Raw genomic sequence first — 26,739 nt, 5'->3', positions numbered from 1 at the left:
ATCCATGATTACCCAGTCAAGATCGGAACCCAAACCATAAAAACGATCTTCGGGGCGAGTGTCACTCTCAGTGATCTATGCGACTCTCAGTTGGAGTTGCATGAAGTGAAGTACTTGTTGTAGTGGTTCTGCATCGTGGTGAACCGCGTCCAGCCGTGCCGCTCCGAGGTGTAGAGCGCCTTGGAGAACTGCCACGCGTACATCGACGAGGCCCCGATGTAGCGCGCCTTCCCCGCCTTGACCACGTCGTGCAGGGCCTCGAGGGTCTCCTCGATCGGCGTCCGGTCGTCCCAGCGGTGGATCTGGTACAGGTCGACGTAGTCCGTGCCCAGCCGCCGCAGGCTGTTGTCGATCTCGGCGAAGATCGCCTTACGGGACAGGCCGGCGCCGTTCGGGCCCTGGTGCGTACGGCCGTGCACCTTGGTGGCCAGGACGATCTCGTCGCGCCGGGCGAAGTCGGCCAGCGCGCGGCCGGTGATCTCCTCGCTGCTGCCGGCGGAGTACACGTTGGCGGTGTCGAAGAAGTTGACGCCCGCCTCGATCGCGCGGCGGATGAGCGGCCGCGCCTGCTCCGCGTCGAGCGTCCAGGTGTGGTTGCCCCGGCCGGGCTCGCCGAAGCTCATGCATCCCACGCAGATCGGCGAAACGTCCAGACCGGTCGAACCCAGTTTCACGTAATCCATGACGCCCAGTCTCTCCCCGCCGGGCGGCGGGCCGTCCGGCGGGATCAGCTCCAGATCGTGACGTAGACCGGCGGCCGGAAGCGCGACGGCGGAGATCCCGTCCCGGCCGACTGCATGATGTGCATGGCGTCGGGGGTGCCCAGGAACCTCCGGAACGCCCCGGCCGTCGCCGACCGGCGCTCGGCCGACATCGTGGTCGCGTACCACGCCGTCGCCATGGGCGTCGCGGGCGTCGTGATCACGACGAGGTCGCCGCGCCGGAGCTGCGGCGCGACGAGATGGGCGAAGGCGGGCGCGACTCCGGCGCCGTCGGCCGCCGCGGTCCAGGCGGCGGTCTGGTTCGGGAACACCCGGATGCGCGAGTCGGGCACGCGCAGCCGCCGCAGCAGGCGTCCGGTGTCACTCTCGGGATCGGTGCCGGCCGGGTCGACCAGCCAGGCGACGTCGCTGCGCAGCGGATGGCGCGCGGACCCGACGACGATCAGCTTGGTCCGCAGCACCGGCTCGCTGACCAGGCTCGGGTCGGTACGGAGCGAGGGCCCGAGCGCGAGGTCGCTGAGGCGGTTCGCGACCAGCACCGGCATCTCGTCGGTCGTGGCGACCCCGGACGACCCGTCGACCTTGCGGGCGGACTTGGTGACGAAGGCGTCGATGAGCGGGCCGCTGACGAATTCCGCGACGGTACTGCTGGCGACGATCCGCAGGGGTTCGGGCGCGCCCTGCGCCGCGCGAACGGTCGCCTCCGCCTCGGCGCCCAGCGCGACCATCTGCGAGGCGATGCCGAGCAGCCGGGTGCCGCCCGGCGTGAGGGTCATCCCCGACGGGCCGCGGGTGACGAGCTGGTCGCCGAGGTGCTGGCGGAGGGCACTGAGCGCCTGGGACACCGCGGGCTCGCTCACGTCGAGCGTGCGTGCCGCCGCCTTCACCGAACCGAGCCGGGCGACCAACACGAAAACACTCAGTTGCGTCAGGGTCACAGAGGTCAGTGTGACCCTGACGTGGTCCTCCGTGGCAAGGTGGTTAAGCGAACAATTATCCCGATGTTGTGCGTGGTCGCCGCCAGGACCATGCTCTTGAGGGCCGGCGCCGACCAGGGGGAGCACCATGCAGGTTCCCGCGCACTTCGAGTACGCGAGAGCGACGGACATCGAGGACGCCCTCGCCCTGCTCGCCAGGTACGGGCCCGAGTCGCGGGTCGTCGCGGGCGGCCACAGCCTCCTGCCGATGATGAAGCTCCGGCTGGCCGCGCCCGAGGCGCTGATCGACATCAACGACGTCCACGAGCTCTCCTACGTCCGCGTCGCGGACGGCGAACTGCTCATCGGCGCCCTCGTACGCCACGCGGAGCTGCTCGACTCCCCCGTCGCCTTCGAGCACTTCCCGATCCTGCGCGAGGCCGAGCGCGTCATCGCCGACCCGCTGGTCCGCAACCGTGGCACGGTCGGCGGGTCGCTGTGCCAGGCCGACCCGTCGGAGGACCTGTCGGCGGCCTTCGCCGCCCTCGGCGCGTCGGCCGTGATCCGGGGCGCGCTGGGCAGCCGGACGATCCCGATGCGGGAGTTCCACCTCGGCCCGTACGAGACGGCGGTCCAGGACGGCGAGCTGCTCACCGAGCTGCGGGTGCCGATCGCGTCCCGCCCCGGCGCGCGCTACTGCAGCGCGTACGAGAAGGTCGACCGCCGCGCCGGCGACTGGCCGCTGGCGGCGGCCGGGGCCGCCCTCTGGCTGGACGGCGAGACGGTCGCCGACGCCGGGATCGGCCTGACCGCCGTGGGCGCCGAGCACTTCGTGGCGGCCGAGGCGGAGCACTACCTGCGCGGGCGGCCGGCCGTCGAGAAGTCCTTCGCCGAGGCCGGGCGGATCGCGGCCGAGCACTGCCGGCCCTCGGCCGACCAGCGTGGTCCGGCCGACTACAAACGGCATCTCGCCGGCGAACTCACCACCCGGGCGCTGCGGCGCGCGGCGGAAGGCGCCCGCCCATGAAGATCACCGTCACCGTGAACGGCGAGGAGTACGAGCGCGACGTGGAGCCGCGGCTGCTGCTCGTCCACTTCCTGCGCGACGACCTCGACCTGACCGGTACGCACTGGGGCTGCGACACGTCCAACTGCGGCGTCTGCGCCGTGTGGCTCGACGACGTTCCGGTCAAGTCGTGCACGGTGCTCGCGGTCATGGCCAACGGCAGGACCGTGCGCACGGTCGAGGACCTGGAGCGGGACGGCGAGCTGGACCCCGTGCAGAAGGGGTTCGCCGAGTGCCACGGGCTGCAGTGCGGCTTCTGCACCCCCGGCATGCTGATGACCGCGCGCTGGCTGCTCGACAAGAACCCGGACCCCTCCGACCTGGAGATCCGGGAGGCGATCTCCGGGCAGCTCTGCCGCTGCACCGGCTACGAGAACATCGTCCGGTCCGTACGCTGGGCCGCCGAGCACCCCGCCGAGCCGATGCTGGGCTTCGCGGGACCGGAGGTGGTCCTGTGAGCCCGCACCACGGCTTCGGCCCGATGCGGCGCAAGGAGGACGCGCGCTTCATCCGGGGGCGCGGCACGTTCGTGGACGACATCAAGCTGCCGGGCATGCTGCACGGGGCCGTCCTGCACAGCCCGCACGCCCACGCCCGGATCCTGTCCATCGACACGAGCGCCGCCGAGGCCCATCCCAAGGTCAAGGCCGTGATCACCGGCGAGACGCTCGCCACGATGAGCCTCGCCTGGATGCCGACGATGTCCAACGACGTCCAGGCGGTCCTCGCCACCGACAAGGTGCGCTACCAGGGCCAGGAGGTCGCGTACGTGGTCGCGGAGGACCGCTACTCCGCGCGCGACGCGCTTGAACTCATCGACGTGACCTACGACCCGCTCCCGGTCGTCTCCGACGTTCGCCGGGCGATGGACGAGGACGCACCGGTGATCCGGGACGACGTCGAGGGCCGTACGGACAACCACATCTTCGACTGGGAGGCGGGCGACCGGGCCCGTACGGATGAGGTCTTCGCGGGCGCGGAGGTGGTCGTGTCGCAGGACATGATCTATCCGCGGGTGCATCCGGCGCCGCTGGAGACCTGCGGCATCGTCGCCGACATGGACAAGGTCACCGGGAAGCTGACCGTCTGGACGACGACGCAGGCCCCGCACGCGCACCGCACGATGTACGCGCTGGTCGCCGGCCTGCCCGAGCACAAGATCCGGGTCGTCTCCCCCGACATCGGCGGCGGTTTCGGCAACAAGGTCGGCGTCTACCCCGGCTACATCTGCTCGATCGTCGGCTCCATCGTCACCGGGAGGCCGGTGAAGTGGATGGAGGACCGGTCCGAGAACCTCATGACCACCTCCTTCGCCCGCGATTACCACATGAGCGGCTCGATCGCGGCGACGCGGGAGGGCAGGATCCTGGCGGTCCGGGTCACGACCCTCGCCGACCACGGCGCGTTCAACGGCACCGCGCAGCCGACGCGCTTCCCCGCCGGGTTCTTCCACGTCTTCACCGGCTCATACGACCTGACGGCCGCGCACTGCGAGGTGACCGGCGTCTACACCAACAAGGCGCCGGGCGGCGTGGCGTACGCCTGCTCGTTCCGCGTCACCGAGGCCGTCTACCTGGTCGAACGCCTCATCGACATGGTCGCCGCCGAGCTGGACCTCGACCCGGCCGAGCTGCGGATGAAGAACCTCATCAAGCCCGAGCAGTTCCCGTACACCTGCGCGACCGGCTGGGAGTACGACTCGGGCGACTACGCCACGACGCTGCAGGTCGCCCTGGACCTCGCCGGATACGACAAGCTCCGCCTCGAACAGGCGGAGAGGCGGGCGCGCGGCGAGCTGATGGGCATCGGCATCAGCTTCTTCACGGAGGCGGTCGGCGCCGGGCCGCGCAAGCACATGGACATCATGGGGCTCGGCATGGCCGACGGCGCGGAGCTGCGCGTCCACCCCACCGGCAAGGCCGTCCTGCGCATCTCGGTGCAGACCCAGGGCCAGGGCCACGAGACGACGTTCGCCCAGATCGTCGCGCAGGAGCTCGGCATCCCGGCCGACGACGTCGAGGTCGTGCACGGCGACACCGACCAGACGCCGTTCGGGCTCGGCACGTACGGCTCCCGCTCGACCCCGGTGTCCGGCGCCGCGACCGCGGTCGTGACGCGCAAGGTGCGCGAGCGGGCGCGGCTCGTCGCCGGCGCCATGCTGGAGGCCGACCCGGGCGACCTGGAGTGGGAGGCCGGGCGCTGGTTCGTGCGCGGCGACCCGGCGTCCGGCGTGACGATCCAGGAGATCGCCATGGCCGCGCACGGCCGCGTCGAACTGCCCGAAGGCGTCGAGGGTCACCTCGACGCGACCACCGTCTACAACCCGCCGAACCTCACCTACCCCTACGGCGCGTACATCTGCGTCGTGGACGTCGACGCCGGGACCGGCAAGGTGCGGGTCCGGCGTTTCATCGCGGTGGACGACTGCGGCGTCCGCATCAACCCGATGATCGTCGAAGGGCAGGTGCATGGGGGCCTCGCGGACGGCGTCGGCATGGCGTTGATGCAGGTCATGGCGTTCGATGAGGAAGGCAACCACCTGGGCGCCTCGTTCATGGACTACCTGCTGCCGACCTCCATGGAGTGCCCGTCGTGGGAGCTCGGCGCGACCGTGACGCCCTCGCCCCACCATCCGCTCGGCGCCAAGGGGGTCGGCGAGTCGGCCACCGTCGGCTCGCCTCCCGCGGTGGTCAACGCGGTCGTGGACGCGCTGCGGCCGTACGGCATCCGCCACGCCGACATGCCGCTCACGCCGGCGAACGTCTGGCGCACCATCCAGGGCCGCCCGTTCCGCACCGACCTGGCGATCACCTGATCCCGGCGAGCAACTCCCGCTCGGCGTCGTCGAGGTAGGCGGCGAGCGCGTCGGCCGCGTCGGCCGTACGGCCCTGCTCTACAAGGGCGGCGATCTCGCCGTTGCGGCGGACGTACGGCTCGTGGAGGCGGCGCGGGTCGTCCAGGACGTGGAAGGCGAGCCGCAGCTCGGCCAGGACGCGGTCCATGAGGCCGTCGAGCCGCCAGCTGCCCGCGAGCGCGACGATCGCCGCGTGGAACCTCAGGTCGGCCGTGCCCACGTCGTTCCAGCGTTCCCCGGCGACGGCGGCCTGCGCCGCTCCGACGGCCGCCCGGAGCTCGGCGACGGCCTCGGGCGGCGCGTTCTCGCTGCGTACGGCGGCGCACTCGACCAGGCGGCGCGTCGTGTAGATGTCGCGGACGTCGGCGGCGTCGAGCGTACGCACGAACACCCCGCGGTGCGGCTCGTGCACGACCAGCCCCTCGTGCGCGAGCAGCCGGAACGCCTCGCGCAGCGTGTTGCGCGAGACGCCGAGCAGGTCGGCCACGGCGTGCTCGGGAAGCTGGGCGCCGGGTCGCAGCGCGCCCTCGATGATGCGCGTGCGCAGCGCGCCGGCGAGGCGGGAGACGGTGCTGGTGCGGTCGAGAAGCGTTCGCGCGCCGGACAGTCCGGTGAGGTCCGATTCCACATTGCCCCCTTGCCGGATTGCTCAACAATACGTACCGTACCCGCAACGGCTGCGCCCTGTCCGCCCCTGACCCCCTACTCGGGAAAGGAAGGCGCTCATGCTCGTTCTCATCGGCGTTCTGCTCGTCGTCATCGGATTCGCGCTACGGCTCAACCCCCTCGTCGTCGTCACCGTCGCGGGCATCGCCACCGGATTCCTCGGCCACCTCTCGCCGCTGGAGATCCTCAACGCCTTCGGCAACGGCTTCGCCGCGAGCCGGTCGGTCACCCTGTTCGTCCTCGTACTCCCGGTCATCGGCCTGATCGAACGCTTCGGCCTGCAAGAACAGGGCCGCCGCCTGATCTCCCGGCTCGGCGCGCTCACCACCGGACGGATCCTCGTGCTCTACCAGCTGATCCGCCAGGTCACCGCCGCGATCGGCCTGTGGGCGGTCGGCGGCCCGGCGCAGATGGTCCGCCCGCTGATCTACCCGATGGCCGAGGGCGCCGCCGAGCGCCGGTACGGCACGGATCTGCCCGAGGCCGTACGGGAGAAGATCAAGGGCTTCGCGGCGAGCGCCGACACGGTCGGCGTCTTCTTCGGCGAGGACATCTTCGTGGCGATCGGCTCGATCCTGCTGATCACCGGCTTCGTCGACTCGGCGTACGGGCTCGACCTCGACGCCCTGCACGTCGCGCTGTGGGCGATCCCGACCGCGGTGTGCGCGTTCGTGATCCACGGCTCGCGGCTGCTCCTGCTGGACCGGCGGTTGACCGGCATGGTGGCTTCGTCGGAGGTGGAGCAATGATCAAGGTCGAGTGGTTCTACTGGCTGTGCGGCGCGATCTTCGTCGCGGTCGGCCTGCTGACCTTCCCCGACCGCACCAACGCCCGCCGGTTCGGCAGCGGCGCGTTCTGGGTGCTGATCGGCGGCTCGTTCGTCTACGGCACGTACGTGGTGAACAAGACCGCACCCGCCTGGATCCTGGGCCTCGCGGTGATCGCCATGGCGGTGCTGGTCGCGACCGGGCAGCTCGGCCGCGGCGCCGCCACCGGCCCGAGCCGCGCCGAACAGGAGGCCGGCGCCGACCGGTTCGGCAACCGCCTGTTCGTCCCGGCGCTGACCATCCCGGTCGTGGTCGTCATCGTCGCGGTCGGCCTCAAGATCCATATCGGCGACCGCCCGCTGCTGCAGAAGGACTCCGAGACGCTGATCGGCCTGGGCGTCGCCGCGATCGTGGCGGTGGCCCTCGGGTTCGCGATCGTAGCGCCACGTTCGCCGCTCACGCCGCTCACCGAAGGCCGGCGGCTGCTGGAGGCGATCGGCTGGGCCGCCGTACTCCCCCAGATGCTCGCGACGCTCGGCCAGCTCTTCGTCGCGGCCGGGGTCGGCAAGGAGGTCGGCCGCCTCACCGAGAAGGTCCTGCCCGGCGACTCGCTGTTCGGCGGCGTCCTCGTCTACTGCGTGGGCATGGCCCTGTTCACCGTCATCATGGGCAACGCGTTCGGCGCGTTCCCGATCATGACGGCCGCGATCGGGTACCCGGTCCTCGTGCAGCACTTCCACGGCAACGCGGCGGCGGTCTTCGCCATCGGCATGCTGGCCGGTTTCTGCGGCACCCTGTGCACGCCGATGGCCGCGAACTTCAACATCGTGCCGGCGGCGCTGCTGGAGATGAAGGACAGATACGGCCCGATCAAGGCGCAGATCCCGACCGCGATCCCGCTGCTGGCCTGCAACGTCGCCCTGATGTACTTCCTGGCATTCTGAGAGGTGTCATGCTCACGCGTTACGCGGAGGTCGCCGTACGCAACATCCGCACCGAGTTCCCGCACGCCACGCAGCAGGTCGTACGCGGGCCGGGCGAGACGTCCCGCCCCAGCGAGTTGCACCCGGCGTTCCACGGCGCGTACGACTGGCACTCGTGCGTGCACATGCACTGGCTGCTGGTCCGCCTGCTGCCCGAGGTTCCGTCGCTCGCACGGGACGTCCTCGACACCACCCTGACCGTCGACGCGATCGAGGCCGAGGCGGCGCATCTACGCGCGAACCCGGCGTTCGAGCGCCCGTACGGCTGGGCGTGGGGCCTGGCCCTGGCCGCCGCGTGCGCCGAGTGCCCGGACCCGGCGGCGGAGGCCTGGTCGGCGGCGCTGGGCCCGCTCGTCGACGCGATCGAGGAACTGACCTTCTCCTGGCTGGATCGCGCGGTGGCCCCGGTACGGCACGGCGTGCACTCGAACACGGCCTTCGGGCTGGCGCTGCTGCACGATAACGGGGCGGCCCTCGGCCGCGACCGCCTGGCGTCGACGATCGCCAAGCGCGCGGTGGAGTGGTTCGCCGCGGACCGCGACTATCCGGCGGCGTGGGAGCCGAGCGGCCAGGACTTCCTGTCCCCGGCGTTGTCGGAGGCCGACCTGATGCGCCGGGTGCTTCCCGCCGGGGCCTTTCCTGCCTGGCTGGAGGCTTTCTTGCCGGGCCTCGCCGAGCCCCGTTCCTTGTTCACCCCGGCCGAGGTCCACGACGAGACTGACGGCCACCAGGCCCACCTGTACGGCCTGAATCTGTCCCGAGCCTGGCACTTCCGCCTGCTCGCGGGCGCTTTGGGGGAGTCCGACCCGAGAACCACCCCGCTGCGCGAAGCGGCCACCGAACACCTGGACGCGAGCCTCCCCCACGTGTCCGGCAAGGGCTTCGTGAGCGACCACTGGCTCGCCACGTACGCCTACCTCGCCCAGACCGCCTGACATGTCGCTTGAGTCGTGGGTCGCCGGCCCTTTCGGGGCCGACGCCGCCCGGTGGAACACCGGCGGTGGCCGCCGTACGGTGCTGGTGGTCGTGCACTCAGCCGGTAGCCCGAATCGCCGGGAACTGCCCGCCCGGCGCCCATGCGCGACTCGCGGAGCGGATCACCTCGGTGATGGACCTGCCCGAGCCGGCCGGCGTACCGGAGCCGGTGCCGATGCCGATCCCCTGACGACCCCTTCGACGATGGGAATGGCGTGGTGACCTGGACGTTTCCCGTGTTCGGGCCGTACCGGACGTGGGATGGGTTGCGGAGCGAGCTCGCCGGGCGAGTGCCCGACGAGACGCTCGCCGCGCTCGATGACGCCGTCGAGTTCGCCGTGGAGCGGCATGGCGATCAGCGGCGGCCGGCCGGGGAGCCCTACCTCGAACACCTGCTGGAGACCGTGGGAATCCTCGTCCACGGTCCCGGAGTGACCGATCGCGGCGTCCTTGTGGCCGCCGTCCTGCACGACGTCGTGGAAGACACCGGGACGAGCCTCGCCGAAGTACGCGAGGAGTTCGGCGAAGACGTCGCCGGCCTCGTCGCCTGGGTCACCAAGCCCGACGCCCGCCCAGGAGAGCCCGAAGACGCCGCGCGCCGGCGCTATCTGGACTCCCTCGCCCAGGCTCCCGAACGCGCGCTCTGGCTCAAGCTCGCCGACCGGCTCAGCAACGTCCAGCGCCTCGAGACGCACCCGCGGCCGGAGAAACGAGCCTCCTACTACGAAGAGACCGTCGCCTGCTTCCTCCCCCTCGCCGCCGAGCACCCCTGGTACGAACAGTGGTACGCCGCCTGGCAGGCAGGACACGCCTGACCGTCCGCGTACGCGAGGCGGTCAGGCGACGGTGCGCGGACGGTAAGCGGCTCCCGCGAATCTCGGGGGCATGAACACCTCTCCTTCCGTCGGGACCGCCCGCAAGTGGGCGACGCTGGGCATCTGCTGCCTGGCCGTGCTCGTCCTGTCCATCGACCTGACGGCCCTCCACCTGGCCATCCCCAATCTGATCGAGGATCTCAGCCCCTCCGGCACCCAGATCCTCTGGATCGCCGACGTCTACGGGTTCGCGCTCGCCGGGCTGCTCGTCACCATGGGCGGCGTCGGCGACCGCATCGGGCGCAAGAAGCTGCTGCTCATCGGCACGGCCGCCTTCGCCGCGGTCTCGGGGCTGACCGCGTACGCCTCCAGTCCCGAGATGCTCATCGCGGCGCGGGCGCTGCTCGGCGTCGCGGGCGCCACGATCATGCCCTCGACGCTGTCACTGACCCGCAACGTCTTCACGGACGCGCGGGAGCGTACGACGGCGGTCGGCATCGCCAGCGGCGTCGGCGCGCTCGGCGTCGGGTTGGGGCCGATCTTCGGCGGGCTGCTCCTCGACCACTTCTGGTGGGGGTCCGTCTTCCTGATCAACGTGCCGATCATGGCGCTCGTCCTGGTCGCCGGGATCGTCATCCTGCCCGAGTCGCGTAACCCGCGCCCCGGCCGCCTCGACGTGCCGAGTGTTCCGCTGTCCGTCGCCGGCGTCCTGGGGATCGTCTACGCGATCACCGAGGCCGGCCACATCGGCTTCTTGCACACCAAGGTCGGCGCCGGTGTCGTGGTCGGCGTCATCGGCCTGGTGGCGTTCGTCTGGCGGCAGAGGCGACTGACGACGCCGCTCATCGACGTACGGCTCTTCCGCAACGCGGCGTTCTCCGGGTCCGTCGGCGTCAACCTGTTCACCATGTTCGCCCTGGTCGCCCAGTCACTGGTCTTCTCCCAGTACTTCCAGCTCGTACTCCACTGGTCGCCGCTGCGCGCCGGCCTGGCCGGGCTGCCGGGCGGGGTCGCGGCGGCCGTCGGCGGTGCCGTGCTGGCCGCTCCGCTGATCAGCGCGGTGGGCCGGGCACGCGTCGTCGCGATCGGCATGGCGCTGTCCGCCGCCGGGTTCGCGCTGTACGTCCTGACCGGCACCGAGTCGAACTACTGGACGCTTCTGCTCGCCATGATCCCGTGCGCGCTGGGGGTCGGCATGGCCATGACGGTCACGGGCGACACGATCCTTGCCTCGGTGCCCAAGGACCGGGCGGGCGCGGCCTCCGCGATCTCCGAGACCGCGACCGAGCTCGGCGGCGCCCTCGGCATGGCCGTGCTCGGCAGCGTCCTGACCGCCACCTACCGGCTCCGCCTCGACGTACCGGCCGGTCTTCCGGCGGGCGCCGACCGCGGCGTACGGGACTCGATCGGCGCCGCCCTGGAGACCGCCGCGACCCTGCCCGCGAGGCTCGCCGCCCAGGTCACCGGCTCCGCCCGGCTCGCCTTCGTGGACGGCATGCACACCGCGGTCCTCTGCAGCGCCGGTCTCGCCGCGCTGACCGGCGTGGCCGCCCTGTTCACGCTGCGCGGCGTCCCCAAGGTCATCCCCGAGCACCTGGAGGAGGCCGACGAACCCGCCCTGACCCCCGCCGGCTGAACGAAGGAAGAGCGGCAGGCCCGGCGGGCCTGCCCGCCTTCTCAGCCCTCGGCCCGCAGCCAGCCGGCGTAGTCCGCGACCGCCCGCTCGATGTCGTACTCCGGCCGGAACCCGGTGTCCTCCCGCAGCCGGGTCGTGTCGAGGTGGATCGCCTCTCCGGGACCGGCGGGATCGTGTCCGGCGGGCAGTTCGAACCGCGCCTCCGGTACGGCCGCCCGGACCGCGGCGGCGACCTGACCGTTGGTCGTCGCGTACCCGCTGCCGACGTTGTACGTGTGGTGGTTCAGCCCGGAGGCGGTCTGCAACAGGGCGATGGCCCGCCCGCAGTCCTTGACGTAACACATGTCGATCCCGTCCTCGGCATGCGGCATCCGGTCCGGCGGGAACGGCTCCTCGCCCCGCACCGCCGCGTTGACCAGCCGCGGCGTCGCGAAGAACGGCGACCGGTCCCGTCCGAGGGGGCCCCAGATCGCCGCGATGCGGAGGTTCACCACGCCGAACCCCGAGCCGCCCGCCGCGCACAGCCCGAGGATCTCGTTGATCTTCTTGGTCGCGGGGATCACGTGGGGGCTCGGCAGCGGCAGCGGCGCGTCCTCCCGCAGCGGGTTGCCGGCCACGCCGCCGTAGACGCCGATCGTGCTGGCGACCGCGACTCTGCCGACGCCCCACGTCTCGGCCGCGCGCAGGACGTTGACCAGGCCCAGGGTGTTCACGGCGAGGGCGTCGAGCGCTCCCGTGCCCAGCCCGGCCCCGGCGAGGTGGACGATGCCCGTGATCGGGTGCCGTTTCCCGAGTTCGCCGAACGAGGACGGGTCGGTGATGTCGAGCGGCTCGACGAAGAGCCTCTCGTCGTCCAGGAACGCCGGTCGGCGCGCCGACCGGTGACGGGTCACGACGCACGGCTCGCCGAGGTCGAGGAGGGCACGAGCGACATGGGTGCCGATGAAGCCGAGCCCGCCGGTGATGAGAATCATTCGTCCGTCCCTATGAGATCACTAGCTAACTAACGACTAGCGTAGAGCGACAGATCACTAGCATGCAAACGATTACCTCGAGCGGTACTCTCGTGGCGGCCGACCAGCGGACCGTACGAGAGGAGGTGCCAGGTGAGCGAGCTCCTCACGCTGTTCACCCGGACGCACAAGCTGTTGCGCGCCGCCGCCGACGAGGCCATGAGCCGCCACGGCGTACGCGTCGGGCAGAACCTCGTCCTCGCCGTGCTCTGGGAGACCGACGGCCTCACGCCGGGAGAGCTGGCCGCGCGGCTGCACCTCACGACCCCGACGATCGTCAACACCGCCACCCGTATGGAGGAGGCCGGGCTGCTGACGCGGGTCCGCGACCCCGCGGACGGCCGCCTCGTACGCCTCCACCTCACCGAACGCGCGCGCGCCGCGCAGCGGCCGGTCGAGGAGGAGCGCCGCCTGCTCGAACAGCGGGCCACGGCGACGCTCACCGACGAGGAGCGCCGCCACCTGCGCAGTGCGCTCACAAAGATCATCAAGGAGATGTCGGACGGCTGATTTCGTCGGCACCCTCCCGTACGGTGTCGCCGTGAGCGAGGTTCCCCCCGTCCTGATCGACCCGCCGTGGCTGCGTGTGGCGAAAGACGTCGCCGAAACGGATCCGGTCGTCATCCCTGGTCTGACACCGCCCGCGGACCGCCGCGTCGTCTGGAAGGACGGCGAGCGGGCCGAGTGGGCCGCGATCCACTCCTACGGCGCGTCCGACGAGGACCGCTGGGAGGAGGCCGTCGAGGAGTACGTCTCCGGCGGGATGAGCTACCCGCCGACCCAGGCCGCGCTGTTCGCCCGCGCGCCGGAGCACCTCGTGCGCCCGCTGCTACGTGACTGGCGCCCCGACGTCACCTGGGACTTCGCGTACAGCCTCAAGCCGATCGTCGCGCGGTTCGAGACGGACGCGCGCGACACCGTGTTCCCGCTCGCCAAGCGCAACGCGTACGGCACGGGCGCCGCCCTCCTCCCCTTCCTCGACACCGAGGTCGCCCGGATGATGGCCGACTGGCGCCACCGCCTGAAGTCGGCGCAGGCCCTCACCCGCTCCTGGTTCGAGCGGCACGGCACCGCCGCCGTGCCCCACCTCGTGCCGGACGCCCTGGGCCGCCCCCGCGCGGCACGCCGGGGCGCCGGCGTGGCACTGCGCCTCATCGCCTCGCTCCACGGCCACGACGCCGTCGTCGAGGCCGCCCGTACGCACGGCGACGCGGCGGCCGAGGCCGTCGCGGACCTCCTGACCTCGGAGGACGTCGTGCCGGACCCGAAAGAACGGCCCGCCCCGCCGCCCAAGGTCACGTGGGCGGACCCGGCGCTGCTCCCCCGCCCGGTGCTGCGCGCGAGCGGCGAGCCGCTGCCGGTCGCCGCGACCGGGCATCTCATCACACTGCTGGCCATCCCCGACCGGCCGCATCTCCAGGACGTGCGGGGCGCCTGCACCGAGGAGTCGCTGGCGGAGTTCGGCCGGGCGCTGTTCGCGACGTGGCGGAGCGCCGGCGAGCCGTCCCGCAGCACCTGGGTGGTGACCCAGCTCGGCCTGCTCGGCGACGACGAGACCGTACGCCGGCTCACGCCGGTGATCCGCGCGTGGCCCGGCCAGAGCGGGCACGCCAAGGCCGTCGAGGGCCTGCGGGCGCTCGCCGCGATCGGCACCGACGTCGCGCTGATCCACCTGAACGGCATCGCTCGGAACGTTCGCTACCGAGGGCTGCGGGAGGCGGCCGAGCGCACCATCGGGCAGATCGCGCGCGAGCGCGGCCTCACCGCCGACCAGCTCGCCGACCGGCTGGTGCCCGACTTCGGGCTGGACGGCGGGCTCGTCCTGGACTACGGCCCGCGGCGGTTCACCGTCGGCTTCGACGAACAGCTCCGGCCGTACGTCCTCGATGGCGACGGCCGGCCGCGGAAGGACCTCCCCAAACCTGGCGCCAAGGACGATCCCGTCCTCGCCCCGGCCGCCAAGAAGCGCTTCGCCGCGCTCAAGAAGGACGTGCGCACGGTCGCCGCCGACCAGATCCGGCGGCTGGAGTCGGCCATGGTCACGGGACGGCGCTGGACGCCGGCGGAGTTCCGCTCCTTCTTCGCCGGCCACCCGCTCATGGGCCACGTCGCGCGGCGGCTGGTCTGGACGAGCGACGAGGCCGGCGCGTTCCGCGTCGCCGAGGACCGTACGCTCGCCGACGCCGCGGACGACGCCGTCACGCTGCCGGAGTCCGCGCGGGTCGGCATCGCGCATCCGCTCCACCTCGGCGAGGCGCTGAAGACCTGGGCCGACCTGTTCGCCGACTACGAGATCACCCAGCCGTTCCCCCAGCTCGGCCGCCCGGTGCACACGCTCACCGACGAGGAGCGGGCCGGCACGCGCCTGGCGCGGTTCGAGGACGTGACCGTCCCGTTCGGCGTGCTGCTCGGCCTGACACGGAGCGGCTGGGAGCGCGGTGCCCCGCAGGACGCCGGCATCGAGTGCTGGATCAGCCGCCCCGTCGAGGGCGGCGACGTCGTGATCGACCTCGACCCGGGCATCCCGGCCGGCTACCCGGACCTGCTGCCGGAGCAGCGGCTGGCCCGGGTCCGGCTGAGCGCCGGGCGCCGCTTCGGCGACCTGGACCCGGTCACCGCCTCGGAGGTCCTCGCCGACCTGACCCGCCTGGCCGGTTCGTCGCTGTAGGCGATCTCGTAAGGTCTTCCTGGAACGGTCTGACCTAGGCGTACGACAGGGCGGAGCCAGATGAGGCGACCCACGCTGGAGGCGGTGGCGGCGCTCGCGGGGGTGTCGCGGGCCACGGTGTCACGCGTCGTCAACGGCGCCGCCAACGTCAAACCCGACGTACGCACCGCGGTCATGCGCGCCGTCGACGAGCTCGGCTACATCCCCAACTCCGCCGCGCGCAGCCTGGTGACCCGGCGCACCGACTCGATCGCCCTGGTGGTCTCCGAGCCCCCGTCGCGCGTGTTCTCCGACGACCCGTTCTTCTCCGCGGTCATCCGGGCGGTGAGCCAGGAGCTGGAGGCCGCCGACCGGCAGGTCATCTTGATGCTCGCCTCCTCTCCGGCCGGGCACGCCCGGGTCGAGCGCTATGTCGCGGGCGGCCACGTCGACGGGGTGATCCTGCTGTCGATGCACGGCGCCGACCCGCTGCCCGCCGCACTCGGCCGCTCACGCGTGCCGATGATCTCCCATGGACGCCCGGTGTCCTCGCTGCCGGTGCCGTACTGCGACTGCGACAACGAGGGCGGCGCGCGTACCGCCGTCGAGCACCTGATCGGCCTGGGGCGGCGCCGCGTCGCGACCATCGCCGGCCCGCCGGACATGACCGCCGCCCAGGACCGGCTGGCCGGCTACCGCGCCGCCCTGACCGCCGCGAACCGCCGCCCGCTCGTGGCACCGGGAGACTTCACCCGCGAGTCGGGCGCGAACGCCATGCGAAACCTCCTGGCGGACGACCCCGAGGTCGACGCCGTGTTCGCCGCGTCGGACCTGATGGCCCTCGGAGCCCTGGGCGCGCTGCGAGCGGCGGGCCGCCGGGTGCCCGAGGACGTCGCGGTGGCGGGGTTCGACGACATCGAGCTCGCTCGGTTCAGCGAACCACCGCTGACCACGGTGCGCCAGCCGGTCGCGGAGGTCGCGGCCTGCATCGTCACGATGCTGCTCGCCGCCGAACCCCCCACCGCCCCGGTGATCCTGCCCACCGAACTGGTCGTGCGCGCGTCCGCCTGAGATTCTGCCTGGACCGCGGTGCCGGGCCTGGTCAGACCGAGAACGGACCGCGTACCGTGACGCCGCCGTCGACCACCAGACTCTGCCCGGTCACGTAGGACGAGGCCGGTGAAGCCAGGTAGACGGCGGCCACGGCGGCATCGCCGGGTACGCCGAGGCGGCCCATCGGAATCTCGGGCACCTCGTCGGGAGGCGCGGAGTTCGCCGTCGCCGTCGAGATGGCGCCGCAGGCCACGATGTTCATACGGATCTTGTCACCGGCGTACTCCGCGGCGACGGTCCTCGCGAGACTGGCGAGGCCGGCCTTGGCAGCGCCATAGCCGGCCTGCGTGGGTGCGGCCATGATGCCGGCGACCGAACCGACGCTGACGATCGATCCGCCGCTCCCCTGGGCCAGGAAGGCACGGATCGCGGCGCGGACCGCCCGCGCCACATAGCGAAGGTTCATCTCGTACGCCAGATCCCAGTCGTCGTCGCTCATCTCGTGCAGCCGCACCGCGGGAACGAACGCGACCTGGCCTCCGACGACGGTCACGAGCGTGTCGAGCCGGCCGAACCCGGCGACGGTATCCGCCACGAAGCCGTCCACGGCGGGCCTGGACCGGACGTCGCCGGTGAGCGGTACGGCCCGAGCGCCGGCCTCCGTCAGCTCCTTGGCGGCATCACGGGCTCGCTCCGGATCGATGTCCGCGACGGCGACGGCCGCACCCGCCGTGGCGAACGCTCGCGAGATCGCGCGTCCGATGCCTTCACCCCCGCCTCCGATGACCAGAGCGTTCATGTCGTTGAGTGGTCGCGTGAGGTCATGCATGGCGGGATCGTTTCACAGTGCCGGCGGCGCACCGCACGGTCCCGCCTCGGGCTCGGGATCAGAAGCGGGTGGTGGCGTCGGTACGGGCATGCCTGCGGATCCCATCCGCGGTCATACCGAGAACACCGCGCAGGTCCGCGCCGTACCGGCCGCCGGTCAGCGGACGAGGCGGCCCAGGAGGGCCGAGGCCGCCGCGATGCCGGCCGCCGCGGCGACGAGCAGGACGCCGAAGTCCAGGAGCAGGTTGCCGGGCGTGCCGATGAGGAGGTGGCGCAGCGCGTCGACCTCATAGCTCAGCGGGTTGATGTAGCTGATCGCGCGCAGCCAGGACGGCATGAGGCCGATGGGATAGAGGGCGTTCGAGCCGAAGAACAGCGGCATCGTGATCGCCTGGCCGATGCCCATCAACCGGTCGCGGGACATCGCCACGCCCGCGATGGTCATCGACAGGCACGAGAAGAACGCGGTGCCGAGCATCACGATCGCGATGACGCCCAGCCAGCGCAGCGGGTTGAGGGTCAGGGTCACGCCGAGGATCACCGACAGCAGCAGGATCGCCACGGCCTGGGTGAGCGACCGCATGCCCGCCGCGAACGCCTTTCCGGTGATCAGGGCGGCACGGGGCGTCGGTGTGACGAGGAGCTTGGCCAGGACGCCCGCGTCGCGGTCCCAGATGATCTGGATGCCGTAGAAGATCGCGATGAAGAGGGTGGACTGGGCGAGGATGCCCGGCGCCAGGTAGTCGAGGTACGGGACCTTCCCCGTCGGGATGGCGCGCAGCCGGGAGAACGTCTCACCGAAGATCAGCAGCCACAGGGCGGGCTGGATCGCGCGGGTGTACAGCTCGGTGCGGTCGTGTCGGATCTTCTGGAGTTCGACGATGCACATCGCGACCACGCGCGACGGCAGGAGGCGCCAGGTGATCCAGGACGGCGGGTCAGCCGAGCCGGCTGGCGGTACGGCGGGTACGGCGTGCGTCACGGAAGTCGTCTCCTGGTTCGTCGAGTTGGTCGCCGGTGTAGGTGCGGAACACCTCCTCGAGGGTGGCCCCGGGTTCGAGCCCCGACTTGAGCTCCGCCGGCGTGCCCTGCGCGCGGATCCGGCCGCGGTGCATGAGGGCGATCCGGTTGCAGTACTGGTCGGCCTCGTCCATGTAGTGCGTGGTCACCAGGACGGTCATGCCGGTGGCCCGGCGTACCTCCTGGATGCGCTCCCAGACCCCGTCGCGTGCCACCGGGTCCAGCCCGATCGTCGGCTCGTCGAGGATCAGCAGCCGCGGCGAGCTGATCAGCGCCTGGGCCAGCTCGAGCCGCCGGATCATGCCGCCGGAGTACGTCTGGGCGCGCCGTCCGGCGGCCTCGCCTAGCCCCACGGCCTCCAGCACGTCCCGTACGCGCTCCCGCCGCTCGGCGCGTGGCACGTCGAAGAGACGGGCGAACAGCTCGACGTTCTCCTGACCGGTCAGCGCGCCGTCGGCGGAGAGTTGCTGCGGCAGGTAGCCGATCGTCCGGCGGACCGCCATCCGGTGGCTCGACACGTCGCGCCCGAACACCTCGACCATGCCGGGCCCGGCGGGCAGCAGGGTGGTGATCAGCCGGATCGTGGTGGTCTTGCCCGCACCGTTCGGCCCGAGGAGCCCGAAGATCTCCCCTTCCGCGACCTCGAGGTCGATCCCGTCGACCGCCACGGCGCCGCCGAACGCGTGGCGCAGCCCGCGGCAGACGACCGCCTGGGGCGTCGTCGTGTCCTGATCAGTCATGTTCGGCCCCCGTCGTCGCTTCCTGCAGACTCGTGAGGAGACGGCCGAGCGCGGGCAGCGCGGCGGCGATCGCCGCCCGGTCCTCACCCGACAGCTCCTCGATCCGTGCGCCGACCAGCCGCGCCCTGCGGTCACGCCAGTCGGACATGTGCCGCTGCGCGGAAGGCGTGAGCTCCAGCCGTACGGCCCGGCGGTCGTCGGGATCGGTCTCCCGGCGCAGCATCCCGGACGCGAGAAGCTGGTTGACGAGGGTGCTCACGGAGTTGTCGGCGAGATGCAGCTCGCGCGCCGCGCCCGCGACGCTGATCCCGGGATGGCCGCCGACGACGGCCATCAGCTCGACCTGCGCGGGCCGGAGCCGTGGCGGCACCTCCTGCCGCAGCCTTCGCCGTACGAGCCGCCGCATCGCGGCGTTGACGCCCATCAGCTCGCTGGCGAGCCGTACCCCCTCATCACTCACGAAATCAGATTACCTCTCAATAAGAGGTAATTAATAGTCCTACCTGGTTACCGGGTACGACGAGGGCGCCCCCGGCGTGTGCCGGGGGCGCCCTCCTGCACGGCTCAGTCGCCGTCCTGCGGCGGCCAGTAGTCCGGCGGGCCGGTACGGATGGGCGGCGGCGCCGCGCACTCGTGGTTCGGGCCCTTAACGATGAACGCCATGTTGTGGTAGAAGTGCGCCGCCACGACGTTGTCGTCGAAGTAGGAGGTGTTTTCCTTGTCCCACTCGCGGTGGTTGATGCCGTCGATGAGCGTCTTCAGGAATCCCATTGACGTCGCCGTTCCGGCGCGGTCCGGCGGGTTTCCTCCCCAGCCCGGCCAGTACGCGGTCTCCATGTCCTCGACGACGTAGATTCCGCCGTCCCTGAGGTACGGGAAGAGCGTCTTGAAAGAGGTGATGATGCCCTCGTTGAGGTGGCTTCCGTCGTCCACGATGATGTCGAACGGGCCGTGCTTTTCGGCCACGTTCCGCAGCGAGTCGCCGTTGGCCTGGTTTCCCTGGAGCGTACGGATGCGCGGCACGGGGATGCGCTTCTCGAACAGGTCGAGGCCGTAGACGATGCCGCGCCGGAAGTACTGCTGCCACATCCGCAGCGAGGCGCCGCCGGCGTCCGGGTCGTCGAAGCCGCCGATGCCGATCTCCATGACCCGTACCCGCTCGTTGGACAGCGGGCCGAAGTGGCGCTCGTAGTGGGTGGTGTACCAGTGCACCGTGCCCCACTTGTCCGTGCCGAAGCGGTACGCGAGCTGCTCGAGGCTCGGCCGGTGCGTGCTGAGCGCGGTGACCAGCGCGTTGTTGGACCGGTCGGCGTCCTCCTGGATCTTCAGGATGGCCCGCACCTCTCCCGGAGGCGTACGGGACTCGGGCACGTGCAGCGCCTGGTGCCTCCAGAGGGGGGTGGCGGTCGTGTTCGGGCGGCCGAACAGCGTCTCCGCGAACCCCTCCACGCTGATCTCGATCCGCGTCCACGGAGTCTTCGGGACGCCGGCCGCCGCCGCGACGCTCCGGTCCCCGATCGTGACGGTGTAGTCGGCGCTCTCCGGGCCGAAGGTGACCTTCAGGTGCACCTCGGTGTCACCGGCCACGGAGGGCGGGTCGCAGCGCGCGACAAGCTCATCGACCAGCGCGCGTGACACCTGCTCGAAACCGATGCTGCGCACTTTCTCGGTGACCGCGCCCGGCACCGCCGGAATCAGCTCCTCGAGAATGTCGGTCGAATTGACGTCTGTAGTCACGAACACGCCCTCCTTGGTGACGTGAGATACCTGTCCGGCCATTAGTCGCAGCGGCGGACATTCTCTCAGTACCTTCTCGGTATGCCTCGATTATCTGCCTGGTCGAACGGCGGGGCATCTCCGAGATTGCCGGTGAGCGTGGCTTTGCATTTCTGTGGGTGGTGACGTTCTCACGTCACCACCCACGATCAATTGTCGATCAGGATTCGACCGGTGCCGCCTCGGCGCTCTCGTCCGCCTCGGGCGCGGCCGCGCCCTCACCGGGCCGCTTGGCGTCCCGCAGCATCGTGGCCGCGACGATGGCGAGCAGCGCCGCCAGGACGGCGACGATGATCGCGACGACGTTCAGCGCGGAGGTGAATGCCTCCTGCGCGTTGGCGAACAGCTGCTGCGCCTGCGCCGCCGGCAGCCGCGTGGCCGCCACCGCCGCACCCGCGATGCTCTCCTTCGCCTCCGACGCCGGTCCGGCCGGGATACCGGCAGGAATGTTGATCTTGCTGCCGTACACGGCGAGACCGATGCCGCCGAGCGCGGCCAGGCCGAGCGCGACGCCACCCTCGCCGCTGGTCTGCGACACGGCCCCCGCCGACCCCGCCTTCTCGGGCGGCACGGCCCCCTGGATCAGTTCGGTGGCCAGTGTCACGAAGGGCCCGACACCCAGGTTGGTGATGACGGGACCGGCCAGCGCCACGACGACCCCGGTGGTGGTGTCGACCTGGGTGAGGATCGAGAGCCCGACCACCGCGATGCACAGGCCGATGGCGATCACGAACCCCGGCCGTACGAGCCGTGAGATGAACGGCGCCAGCATGATGCCGATCACCATGGCGACGCTCGTGGCGATCATGTAGAGGCCGGCCTTCAGCGGCGAGAGCCCCTTGACCAGCTGCAGGTACTGGATGAACAGCAGCATGATGCCGGACATCAGGAACGAGCCGACCAGCATGATCACCAGCGAGTTGCTGAACACCCGGTTGGTGAACAGCCGCAGGTCGAGGAGCGGGTCCTCGAGCCGGAACTGCCGGCGCGCGAACAGCACGGCGAAGACGACGCCGATGACCCCGATCACGATGGGCGTGGCCTCGACGCCGTTGCGGGACAGCTCCTTGAAGCAGTACACGATCGGCAGGATGGCCAGCAGGGACATCGCGACGCTGAGCAGGTCGATGCGGCCGGCGCCGGGGTTGCGGTTCTCAGGCAGCAGGAACGGCCCGGCCAGCAGGAGCAGTGCCATGACCGGCACGCCGGCGATGAAGACCGAGCCCCACCAGAAGTAGTTCAGCAGGACCCCGCCGAGCACCATGCCGACGGTGCCGCCGCCCATGACGCACGTGATGAAGACCGCGAAGGCGACGGATCTCTGCTTGTCGTCGAGGAACATGTTGCGGACCAGGGCGAACCCGGACGGCATCAGCGTGGCGCCGGCGATGCCGAGCAGGGCCCGGCAGGTGATGAGCATCTCGGGGCCGTTGGAGAAGGCCGCGATCAGCGAGAGCACACCGAACGCGCCGCCGCCCATCAGCAGCAGCTTGCGGCTCCCGATGCGGTCGCCGAGCGTGCCCATCGTGACGAGGAAGCCGGACAGCACGAAGCCGTAGATGTCCATGATCCACAGTTGCTGGATACCGCTGGCTTCGAGGGCCTCGCTCAGGTGCGGCAGCGCGAGGAAAAGCACGCTGATGTCCATGGACGCGACCAGGGTGGGCAGTGCCACCACCGCCAGTCCCATCCAGGCTCTCCAGTCGGCCCTCGGCGGGGCGCCGGTCGTCATGTCGTGCTCCCTTCGTCGGCGGGCCACCGTCGGACGGTGGTCGCGTTTGTTGAGACGACATGACAGGAGAAAACTCATCGGTCACGGTGCGTGCTGTTACGTCGCGACGCCGGCGTACGGAGACGCCGGCGCCGCGGGGATGTTCGTCGTCGGTCAGCAATTGCTGTCGGCGATCAGGGCCGAGACGCCGTCCTCTTCGGTCATCGCCGCGGAGGCGAGCACCTGGTCCCTCGTCATGCCCATGTAGTGGACGATGACCTCGTGGTTGGTCGACGTCACGGCGTTCATCGCGCCGGTCTTGTAGTAGAGGCCGAACTCCTTCTTCGCCGGGGTGAGATCCGGCTTCTCCCTCTTGCGTAAGGCGGTGAGGATCTTGGGCACGTCGTAGTCGAGAGTGACGTTCTCCCGCACGTAGTAGCGCTGGCCGCGTACCTGCACCAGGCTCAGGCCGTTGGCCGGCGCCTCCTCCTCGGAGGTGCAGACGGGCTGGGTGAGCAGGTCGTAGGTGAACACCGCGTCGACCACGGCCGTCAGCTCACCGGGGACGAGCGGCCGTACCGCCTCGGCCCACCAGCGTTCGAGCAGGCGCCCGGCCTCGGGCTCGACGTACAGATAGGTGATGGCCGCCCCGAACCCGGAGGTGCCGCCGAGGGCGCTCGCGAGTGCCGTACGGAGGGGGCCCGCGGCGGGGTCGTCGGTCTCCGCGACCCAGGTGTCGAGGCTGCGCAGCAGCTGGGACTGGGTGATGTCGGCGAGTTCGCGCAGGGCGACCCAGACGTGGCGCAGGACGGCGTTCTCGGCCACGACGCGGGCCCAGAACAAGAATCGCTGCATCTGCTGGTTCTCTTCGAACGTCATGGTGTTGTGCGCCAGGACGTATTCGAAGTCGTCCGTGTCGCCCCGCACCGAGACGATTCCCAGCTCGTCCTTCTTCTCCATGTAGTCGGTGTTGGGCAGCAGCAGAATCGGATACACCGCGATCCTGCTGACCCGGCGTGCGAGCTGGTCATAGCCCTGGATGAAGGACTCCGTGGTCTCCCCGGGCGTGCCCCAGATGAGCTCCGCGTAACAGTCGAGCCCTTCTTCGTCGAGCCAGTCCGCCAGGTCCTGCCAGTCGTTCACCTTCATGTTGCGGCGGTTCATCGTCTCCAGGCTCGCGGGACTCAGCGTCTGCAGCGCGAGCGTGAACGAGCTGCGCATATCGGCCTGGTTCATCTTGTGCACGATCTCGTAGAAGGCCTTCGACTTGTTCTTGGCCCACGACGTTTCGAATGCTCGCGGGAACCCGTAGCGTTCCCGTATGTCGATGAGGTCGTCGACGAACTCCACGTCGATCGGCAGCATGCCGAAGTTGGCGTCACAGGCGACGATCGTGTGCACTTTGTGCTTGGCGAAGATCTCGAGCTCGGCCCTCAGCCGCTCTCTGGAGAACGCCCGCACGCGCTGGCCGACGGCGCCGCCCCAATAGCAGAATGCGCACTTGTAAGGACAGCCGCGGTTGGTCTCCATGAGCGCGACGTCGTAGCGGAACTCACCGTCGTCGTTGGTGAGGTCGATGGCACCGGTGAGGAACGGCGAGGGAATGATGTCGAGGTCCTCGATACGGTCGCGGTCCTCGGTCGTACGGGTGTTATTTTCGCTGTCCTGGTAGGAGATGCCGGCGATCCAGCCGAGATCGTTCTTCGAAGCCCCGTCGATGTACGCGCGGAGCAGTTCGCGGAAGGTGAGCTCGCCTTCGCCGTTGACGACGATGTCCACCTCGGGAAACATCTGGAAGACGCGTTCCGCCTGGTTGGCGACGTGCGTACCCCCGAACACGACCCAGCCGTCGGGGTTGATCTGCTTGTAGGTGGCGGCGAGCGACCCGAAGGTGCGGAAGTTCCAGCCGAGAACGGAGAAGGCGAGAATATCCGCGTCACTGTCGGCCAGAAGATCGTTCGCCATGGCGGCGTGGGTGACGCCGCCGCGGTAGTTGTGTATTTTTATGTCGGCGTTACGGTTGATCTCTTCGTCGGCGAGAGCGGCCGCTTTCATGTAGCCGGAGGCCAGCGGCATAGATTCGAGCGGCATGTCCCAGACACCTTGCTGAACCAGACTGACGCCGACTGTCCCCTTGCGTTCCACGTGACTATCCTTTGCATGCGGTGACGCTATTCTTTGAAATCGCTGCGGCACCGTTTTCTGCCGATGTCGCCCGGATAAATAGCCGATGCTGACAGTCCCAATATCAAACCAAGAGGAGGAGGGCGTCCACTTCAGTCGTGCGCTTCCGGCGTACGGCGCCTTTCCACCCACCACCGGATCAGGTCTGCCGGGCCATGATCGGCGGACTCGACCGATCCATGACGAGGACGTTCCGACCCGGGCGAGCCCGCTGAGAGTGCCGCTCACCGGTGTGGGTCACGGCCCGCGGTGATCAAGTCAGCGGCTTTTCCGTTCGATGCCGGGGCCTCCGGCGCGCTACCCTGTCTCGCGGGCCTAGCACGGGCCAGTTGGAGACGCGGGTCCTGTGCGGGCCAGCAGGGGTCGGTGACCCCGGCCGACTAAGCTTCACCGCAGGTCAAGCCCTCGTAGCTCAGGGGATAGAGCAACGGTTTCCTAAACCGTGTGCCGCAGGTTCGAATCCTGCCGGGGGCACCTCGCCTGACCAGGGAAAACACCTCATGTACTCGATCTCCGTTGGACGGATCCGGACCTTGGGGGCCCGTGGGGGGACCGGCGCGTGGCGCGCGCCTTCTTCCGAGGGATCGTGGCCGTCGTCTCCGCAGCCTCGCGGGCAAGCTCGCTGACCACTTCGGCGTACAGGTCCGCCGTGATCGCGATCGAGCTGTGCCGCAGCATCGCCGAGACCATGTCGACTCCGGCCGCGAGCGCCATCGTGGCCGCACCGCGCCGGAGGTCGTGTAGCGTGATCGGCGGCAGGCTGGTCTCACGAGCGTCGCCCGATCTTCGGCATCGTGGTCGGAGATCACCGCGCGCGGCCGCGGCTCGGTCCAGCGGCGCCGGCCCTCGGCCACGTCACGGCGCGGGTCGTCAGCGTCCTCGGGCTTCGGCTCGACACCGGGGACGGCCTCGGTCACCGCGCGGAGGATGTCCCGGGCGTGGTCCTCGACCAGGCGCCGAGACATGAAGATCTCGCGGTAGCCGGCCGTCGGGGTCCTCGGCCCAGCACTGCAGGACGAACGGGTGGGTGTATCCGAAGTCGACGGTCCACCAGCGGGTCCATGAGTCGGGGATCGGGAACCGGTCGACGACGTGGATCGAGGGGTCCCAATCCTCGTAGATCAGGCCCTCGGCCGAGACCCACAGCCCGGAGCGGAGCCGGTGGTACTGGACACCGGTCAGGCGGTCGAGCAGGCCGAGGTACTGCTCGCCGGCCGGGGTGGGCGTGCCGTCGGGGTTGACGTAGACGGGGTTGTCCTCGTGCCACGATTCCATGAGCAGCGTGTCGCCGCAGTCGCATCGCTGCTTGAGCCAGTGCGTCGGCGTCGAGGGGTTCGTGTCGGCGATGAGCTGCTGGTACGGCATGCGGCCGTTTCGGAGCCGGGTGGTGATGCCTTCCCAGTCGTCGACGGTGAGCTCGATGGCTTCTTGGACGTAGGCGACGTCGTACTCCGAGGACATGATCTTCGTGGACTTGTCCATGCCGCCGACGGCAATGGAGGAGCCGTTCTTGTACTCGTAGGCCGGGGGTTTCTCGGCTGAGCCGCCGTACCAGCGGGCGGTTCCGTTCGCGAGGACTTCCCCGGGGAAGTGCTGACGCCAGGTGACGAGGACGGTGGAGGTGAGGGAGGTCTTGGTGTTGCGGACGATGAGGCCGCGCATGACGGGGTACTTAGCGCCTGGAGGTGGAGTTTCTGCAGGCATGCGTGGGACTTGCCGGTGCCGACGGGGCCGGAGAGGAGGATCTCGGGGTCGCGGGATCCGAGGACGCGCCGGGCTGCGCCGCGGGGTTCGTAGCGGTGGACATGGCGGTAGTCATGGGTGCCCACTAGGCATCCGAATCCTTGCGGCTGTCAGGGATTCGGCTCGCCTGCTTCAGCTTGCGCAGCTCCTCACGTATCAGCATGGTGTTGATCTTCGCGTGAGCTCTTTCGTTGCCGTCCGGGGCGTGCATCAAAAGATCCTCGTAATGCCGGAGATCCTTGATGAGGCGTAGTTCGTAGTCAGTGGAGGCGGGGCATACGCAAGTGCGGCTGATCGCCTTCCCATTCGATCGTCAGCCTAGGAGCGCGGTCCTTCCGACCAGAGCCGAGCTTCGCCCCCCACGCCGCCGCATCCTGAACGAGCCGTTCAATGCGCGCGCGGTAGATCGCGGCTCGTTCGCTCTCCTCTTCGGGCAGCGGCTTACCGACTTCCTCAATGGCCTGTTGCACGTCCTCCGTCGCCGACGCCAGGTCTGCTAGTGCTCTGTCCATGAACGTTGGCCGGGTTGGTCGACACGCCGGTCGATGTTCATGGTTGGTGTCCGCTATGCCGTGAGGCTGGTCGGATGGCAGATCCAGTTCGGGTGCGCCGTCTGACCGATC

At 70.1% G+C, this 26,739-nt stretch carries 24 protein-coding genes, 1 tRNA gene and 1 pseudogene; 12 read left to right on the top strand and 14 right to left on the bottom strand.

The window, feature by feature from the left end; all coding sequences use genetic code 11:
* Positions 1 to 116 precede the first annotated feature (116 nt).
* A pseudogene (locus QWU11_RS46275) lies at positions 117 to 683 on the bottom strand (aldo/keto reductase); the annotation flags it as partial.
* A gap of 44 nt (positions 684 to 727) precedes the next feature.
* Entirely contained in the window at positions 728 to 1,660 is a 933-nt protein-coding gene (locus QWU11_RS46270; RefSeq protein ID WP_290120988.1) for a LysR family transcriptional regulator, read from the bottom strand.
* Between the two features lie 127 nt (positions 1,661 to 1,787).
* Here QWU11_RS46270 and QWU11_RS46265 point away from each other — a divergent pair, with 127 nt between their 5' ends.
* From QWU11_RS46265 to QWU11_RS46255, 3 genes are read left to right on the top strand one after another with little or no spacing between them, the layout of a single operon-like run.
* A complete protein-coding gene (locus QWU11_RS46265) occupies positions 1,788 to 2,666 on the top strand; it encodes a xanthine dehydrogenase family protein subunit M (RefSeq protein WP_290120987.1) in 879 nt (292 codons plus the stop codon).
* Complete coding sequence (locus QWU11_RS46260) at positions 2,663 to 3,163, top strand: (2Fe-2S)-binding protein (protein ID WP_290120986.1); 501 nt, start codon at positions 2,663 to 2,665, stop codon at positions 3,161 to 3,163. Before QWU11_RS46265 ends, QWU11_RS46260 begins: the two co-directional genes overlap by 4 nt.
* Positions 3,160 to 5,520: an aerobic carbon-monoxide dehydrogenase large subunit gene (locus tag QWU11_RS46255; RefSeq protein WP_290120985.1), complete on the top strand. Its 2,361-nt coding sequence runs from the start codon at positions 3,160 to 3,162 to the stop codon at positions 5,518 to 5,520. The genes QWU11_RS46260 and QWU11_RS46255 overlap by 4 nt, the downstream gene beginning before the upstream one ends.
* On the opposite strand, the gene QWU11_RS46250 is transcribed toward QWU11_RS46255, so the two are convergent.
* Complete coding sequence (locus tag QWU11_RS46250; RefSeq protein WP_290120984.1) at positions 5,513 to 6,187, bottom strand: GntR family transcriptional regulator; 675 nt, start codon at positions 6,185 to 6,187, stop codon at positions 5,513 to 5,515. The genes QWU11_RS46255 and QWU11_RS46250 overlap by 8 nt on opposite strands.
* A 97-nt stretch (positions 6,188 to 6,284) precedes the next feature.
* Here QWU11_RS46250 and QWU11_RS46245 point away from each other — a divergent pair, with 97 nt between their 5' ends.
* The 5 genes from QWU11_RS46245 (at position 6,285) to QWU11_RS46225 (ending at position 11,401) form a co-directional block, all read left to right on the top strand.
* On the top strand, positions 6,285 to 6,974 hold the full coding sequence (locus tag QWU11_RS46245; RefSeq protein WP_290120983.1) for a DUF969 domain-containing protein: 690 nt from the start codon (positions 6,285 to 6,287) through the stop codon (positions 6,972 to 6,974).
* On the top strand, positions 6,971 to 7,936 hold the full coding sequence (locus tag QWU11_RS46240) for a DUF979 domain-containing protein (protein ID WP_290120982.1): 966 nt from the start codon (positions 6,971 to 6,973) through the stop codon (positions 7,934 to 7,936). The genes QWU11_RS46245 and QWU11_RS46240 overlap by 4 nt, the downstream gene beginning before the upstream one ends.
* A gap of 8 nt (positions 7,937 to 7,944) precedes the next feature.
* The gene (locus tag QWU11_RS46235; protein ID WP_290120981.1) at positions 7,945 to 8,910 is read left to right on the top strand and encodes a DUF2891 domain-containing protein; all 966 of its coding nucleotides are present in this window, start codon (positions 7,945 to 7,947) and stop codon (positions 8,908 to 8,910) included.
* Positions 8,911 to 9,168: 258 nt separating this feature from the next.
* Complete coding sequence (locus QWU11_RS46230) at positions 9,169 to 9,765, top strand: HD domain-containing protein (RefSeq protein WP_290120980.1); 597 nt, start codon at positions 9,169 to 9,171, stop codon at positions 9,763 to 9,765.
* A 70-nt stretch (positions 9,766 to 9,835) separates the two neighbouring features.
* Positions 9,836 to 11,401 (top strand): MFS transporter, encoded by a 1,566-nt coding sequence (locus QWU11_RS46225; protein WP_290120979.1) that lies wholly within the window; start codon positions 9,836 to 9,838, stop codon positions 11,399 to 11,401.
* A gap of 41 nt (positions 11,402 to 11,442) precedes the next feature.
* Here the strand turns inward: QWU11_RS46225 and QWU11_RS46220 are convergent, their stop codons facing one another.
* Positions 11,443 to 12,375, bottom strand: a complete 933-nt coding sequence (locus tag QWU11_RS46220) for an NAD(P)-dependent oxidoreductase (RefSeq protein WP_290120978.1) — start codon at positions 12,373 to 12,375, stop codon at positions 11,443 to 11,445.
* Positions 12,376 to 12,507: 132 nt separating this feature from the next.
* Between QWU11_RS46220 and QWU11_RS46215 the strand changes: the two genes are divergently transcribed.
* From QWU11_RS46215 to QWU11_RS46205, 3 genes are read left to right on the top strand one after another with little or no spacing between them, the layout of a single operon-like run.
* On the top strand, positions 12,508 to 12,924 hold the full coding sequence (locus QWU11_RS46215) for a MarR family transcriptional regulator (RefSeq protein WP_290120977.1): 417 nt from the start codon (positions 12,508 to 12,510) through the stop codon (positions 12,922 to 12,924).
* Positions 12,925 to 12,955: 31 nt separating this feature from the next.
* Positions 12,956 to 15,082, top strand: a complete 2,127-nt coding sequence (locus tag QWU11_RS46210) for a DUF4132 domain-containing protein (protein WP_290120976.1) — start codon at positions 12,956 to 12,958, stop codon at positions 15,080 to 15,082.
* A gap of 60 nt (positions 15,083 to 15,142) precedes the next feature.
* Positions 15,143 to 16,132, top strand: a complete 990-nt coding sequence (locus tag QWU11_RS46205; RefSeq protein ID WP_290120975.1) for a LacI family DNA-binding transcriptional regulator — start codon at positions 15,143 to 15,145, stop codon at positions 16,130 to 16,132.
* 31 nt (positions 16,133 to 16,163) lie between these two features.
* Here the strand turns inward: QWU11_RS46205 and QWU11_RS46200 are convergent, their stop codons facing one another.
* The 7 genes from QWU11_RS46200 to QWU11_RS46170 form a co-directional block, all read right to left on the bottom strand.
* Positions 16,164 to 16,943, bottom strand: coding sequence for an SDR family oxidoreductase (locus QWU11_RS46200; RefSeq protein ID WP_290120974.1), 780 nt, complete (start codon positions 16,941 to 16,943; stop codon positions 16,164 to 16,166).
* A gap of 156 nt (positions 16,944 to 17,099) precedes the next feature.
* The gene (locus tag QWU11_RS46195; RefSeq protein WP_290120973.1) at positions 17,100 to 17,924 is read right to left on the bottom strand and encodes an ABC transporter permease; all 825 of its coding nucleotides are present in this window, start codon (positions 17,922 to 17,924) and stop codon (positions 17,100 to 17,102) included.
* Positions 17,881 to 18,702 (bottom strand): ATP-binding cassette domain-containing protein, encoded by an 822-nt coding sequence (locus QWU11_RS46190; RefSeq protein ID WP_290120972.1) that lies wholly within the window; start codon positions 18,700 to 18,702, stop codon positions 17,881 to 17,883. Before QWU11_RS46190 ends, QWU11_RS46195 begins: the two co-directional genes overlap by 44 nt.
* Positions 18,695 to 19,162: a MarR family transcriptional regulator gene (locus tag QWU11_RS46185; protein WP_290120971.1), complete on the bottom strand. Its 468-nt coding sequence runs from the start codon at positions 19,160 to 19,162 to the stop codon at positions 18,695 to 18,697. The genes QWU11_RS46190 and QWU11_RS46185 overlap by 8 nt, the downstream gene beginning before the upstream one ends.
* A gap of 104 nt (positions 19,163 to 19,266) precedes the next feature.
* Positions 19,267 to 20,439 (bottom strand): class I SAM-dependent methyltransferase, encoded by a 1,173-nt coding sequence (locus tag QWU11_RS46180; RefSeq protein ID WP_290120970.1) that lies wholly within the window; start codon positions 20,437 to 20,439, stop codon positions 19,267 to 19,269.
* A gap of 199 nt (positions 20,440 to 20,638) precedes the next feature.
* Positions 20,639 to 22,210, bottom strand: a complete 1,572-nt coding sequence (locus tag QWU11_RS46175; RefSeq protein WP_290120969.1) for an MFS transporter — start codon at positions 22,208 to 22,210, stop codon at positions 20,639 to 20,641.
* Between the two features lie 153 nt (positions 22,211 to 22,363).
* Entirely contained in the window at positions 22,364 to 24,334 is a 1,971-nt protein-coding gene (locus QWU11_RS46170; RefSeq protein WP_290120968.1) for a KedN5 family methylcobalamin-dependent radical SAM C-methyltransferase, read from the bottom strand.
* 440 nt (positions 24,335 to 24,774) lie between these two features.
* On the opposite strand from QWU11_RS46170, the gene QWU11_RS46165 reads away from it, so the two are divergent.
* A tRNA-Arg gene (locus QWU11_RS46165) sits at positions 24,775 to 24,847 on the top strand.
* A 396-nt stretch (positions 24,848 to 25,243) separates the two neighbouring features.
* Here the strand turns inward: QWU11_RS46165 and QWU11_RS46155 are convergent.
* The 3 genes from QWU11_RS46155 to QWU11_RS46145 form a co-directional block, all read right to left on the bottom strand.
* A complete protein-coding gene (locus QWU11_RS46155) occupies positions 25,244 to 26,035 on the bottom strand; it encodes a phage terminase large subunit (RefSeq protein ID WP_290120967.1) in 792 nt (263 codons plus the stop codon).
* A gap of 166 nt (positions 26,036 to 26,201) precedes the next feature.
* Positions 26,202 to 26,327, bottom strand: a complete 126-nt coding sequence (locus tag QWU11_RS46150) for a hypothetical protein (protein ID WP_290120966.1) — start codon at positions 26,325 to 26,327, stop codon at positions 26,202 to 26,204.
* 49 nt (positions 26,328 to 26,376) lie between these two features.
* The coding region (locus QWU11_RS46145) for a hypothetical protein (protein ID WP_290120965.1) at positions 26,377 to 26,739 on the bottom strand (363 nt) is incomplete at its 5' end.

Source organism: Actinomadura sp. DC4, assembly GCF_030406325.1.
Lineage (GTDB): Bacteria > Actinomycetota > Actinomycetes > Streptosporangiales > Streptosporangiaceae > Actinoallomurus.
Note: the sequence above shows the minus strand (reverse complement) of the source record. Positions and strands in the feature narration are given on the sequence as shown.

What these genes read in the sequence shown, in the direction of transcription:
- QWU11_RS46265 (WP_290120987.1), top strand. Translation starts at nt 1,788, where the DNA reads ATGCAGGTTCCCGCGCACTTCGAGTACGCGAGAGCGACGGACATCGAG.
- QWU11_RS46260 (WP_290120986.1), top strand. Translation starts at nt 2,663, where the DNA reads ATGAAGATCACCGTCACCGTGAACGGCGAGGAGTACGAGCGCGACGTG.
- QWU11_RS46245 (WP_290120983.1), top strand. Translation starts at nt 6,285, where the DNA reads ATGCTCGTTCTCATCGGCGTTCTGCTCGTCGTCATCGGATTCGCGCTA.
- QWU11_RS46240 (WP_290120982.1), top strand. Translation starts at nt 6,971, where the DNA reads ATGATCAAGGTCGAGTGGTTCTACTGGCTGTGCGGCGCGATCTTCGTC.
- QWU11_RS46235 (WP_290120981.1), top strand. Translation starts at nt 7,945, where the DNA reads ATGCTCACGCGTTACGCGGAGGTCGCCGTACGCAACATCCGCACCGAG.
- QWU11_RS46225 (WP_290120979.1), top strand. Translation starts at nt 9,836, where the DNA reads ATGAACACCTCTCCTTCCGTCGGGACCGCCCGCAAGTGGGCGACGCTG.
- QWU11_RS46220 (WP_290120978.1), bottom strand. Translation starts at nt 12,375, where the DNA reads ATGATTCTCATCACCGGCGGGCTCGGCTTCATCGGCACCCATGTCGCT.
- QWU11_RS46205 (WP_290120975.1), top strand. Translation starts at nt 15,143, where the DNA reads ATGAGGCGACCCACGCTGGAGGCGGTGGCGGCGCTCGCGGGGGTGTCG.
- QWU11_RS46200 (WP_290120974.1), bottom strand. Translation starts at nt 16,943, where the DNA reads ATGCATGACCTCACGCGACCACTCAACGACATGAACGCTCTGGTCATC.
- QWU11_RS46190 (WP_290120972.1), bottom strand. Translation starts at nt 18,702, where the DNA reads ATGACTGATCAGGACACGACGACGCCCCAGGCGGTCGTCTGCCGCGGG.
- QWU11_RS46175 (WP_290120969.1), bottom strand. Translation starts at nt 22,210, where the DNA reads ATGACGACCGGCGCCCCGCCGAGGGCCGACTGGAGAGCCTGGATGGGA.
- QWU11_RS46155 (WP_290120967.1), bottom strand. Translation starts at nt 26,035, where the DNA reads ATGCGCGGCCTCATCGTCCGCAACACCAAGACCTCCCTCACCTCCACC.
- QWU11_RS46150 (WP_290120966.1), bottom strand. Translation starts at nt 26,327, where the DNA reads ATGCACGCCCCGGACGGCAACGAAAGAGCTCACGCGAAGATCAACACC.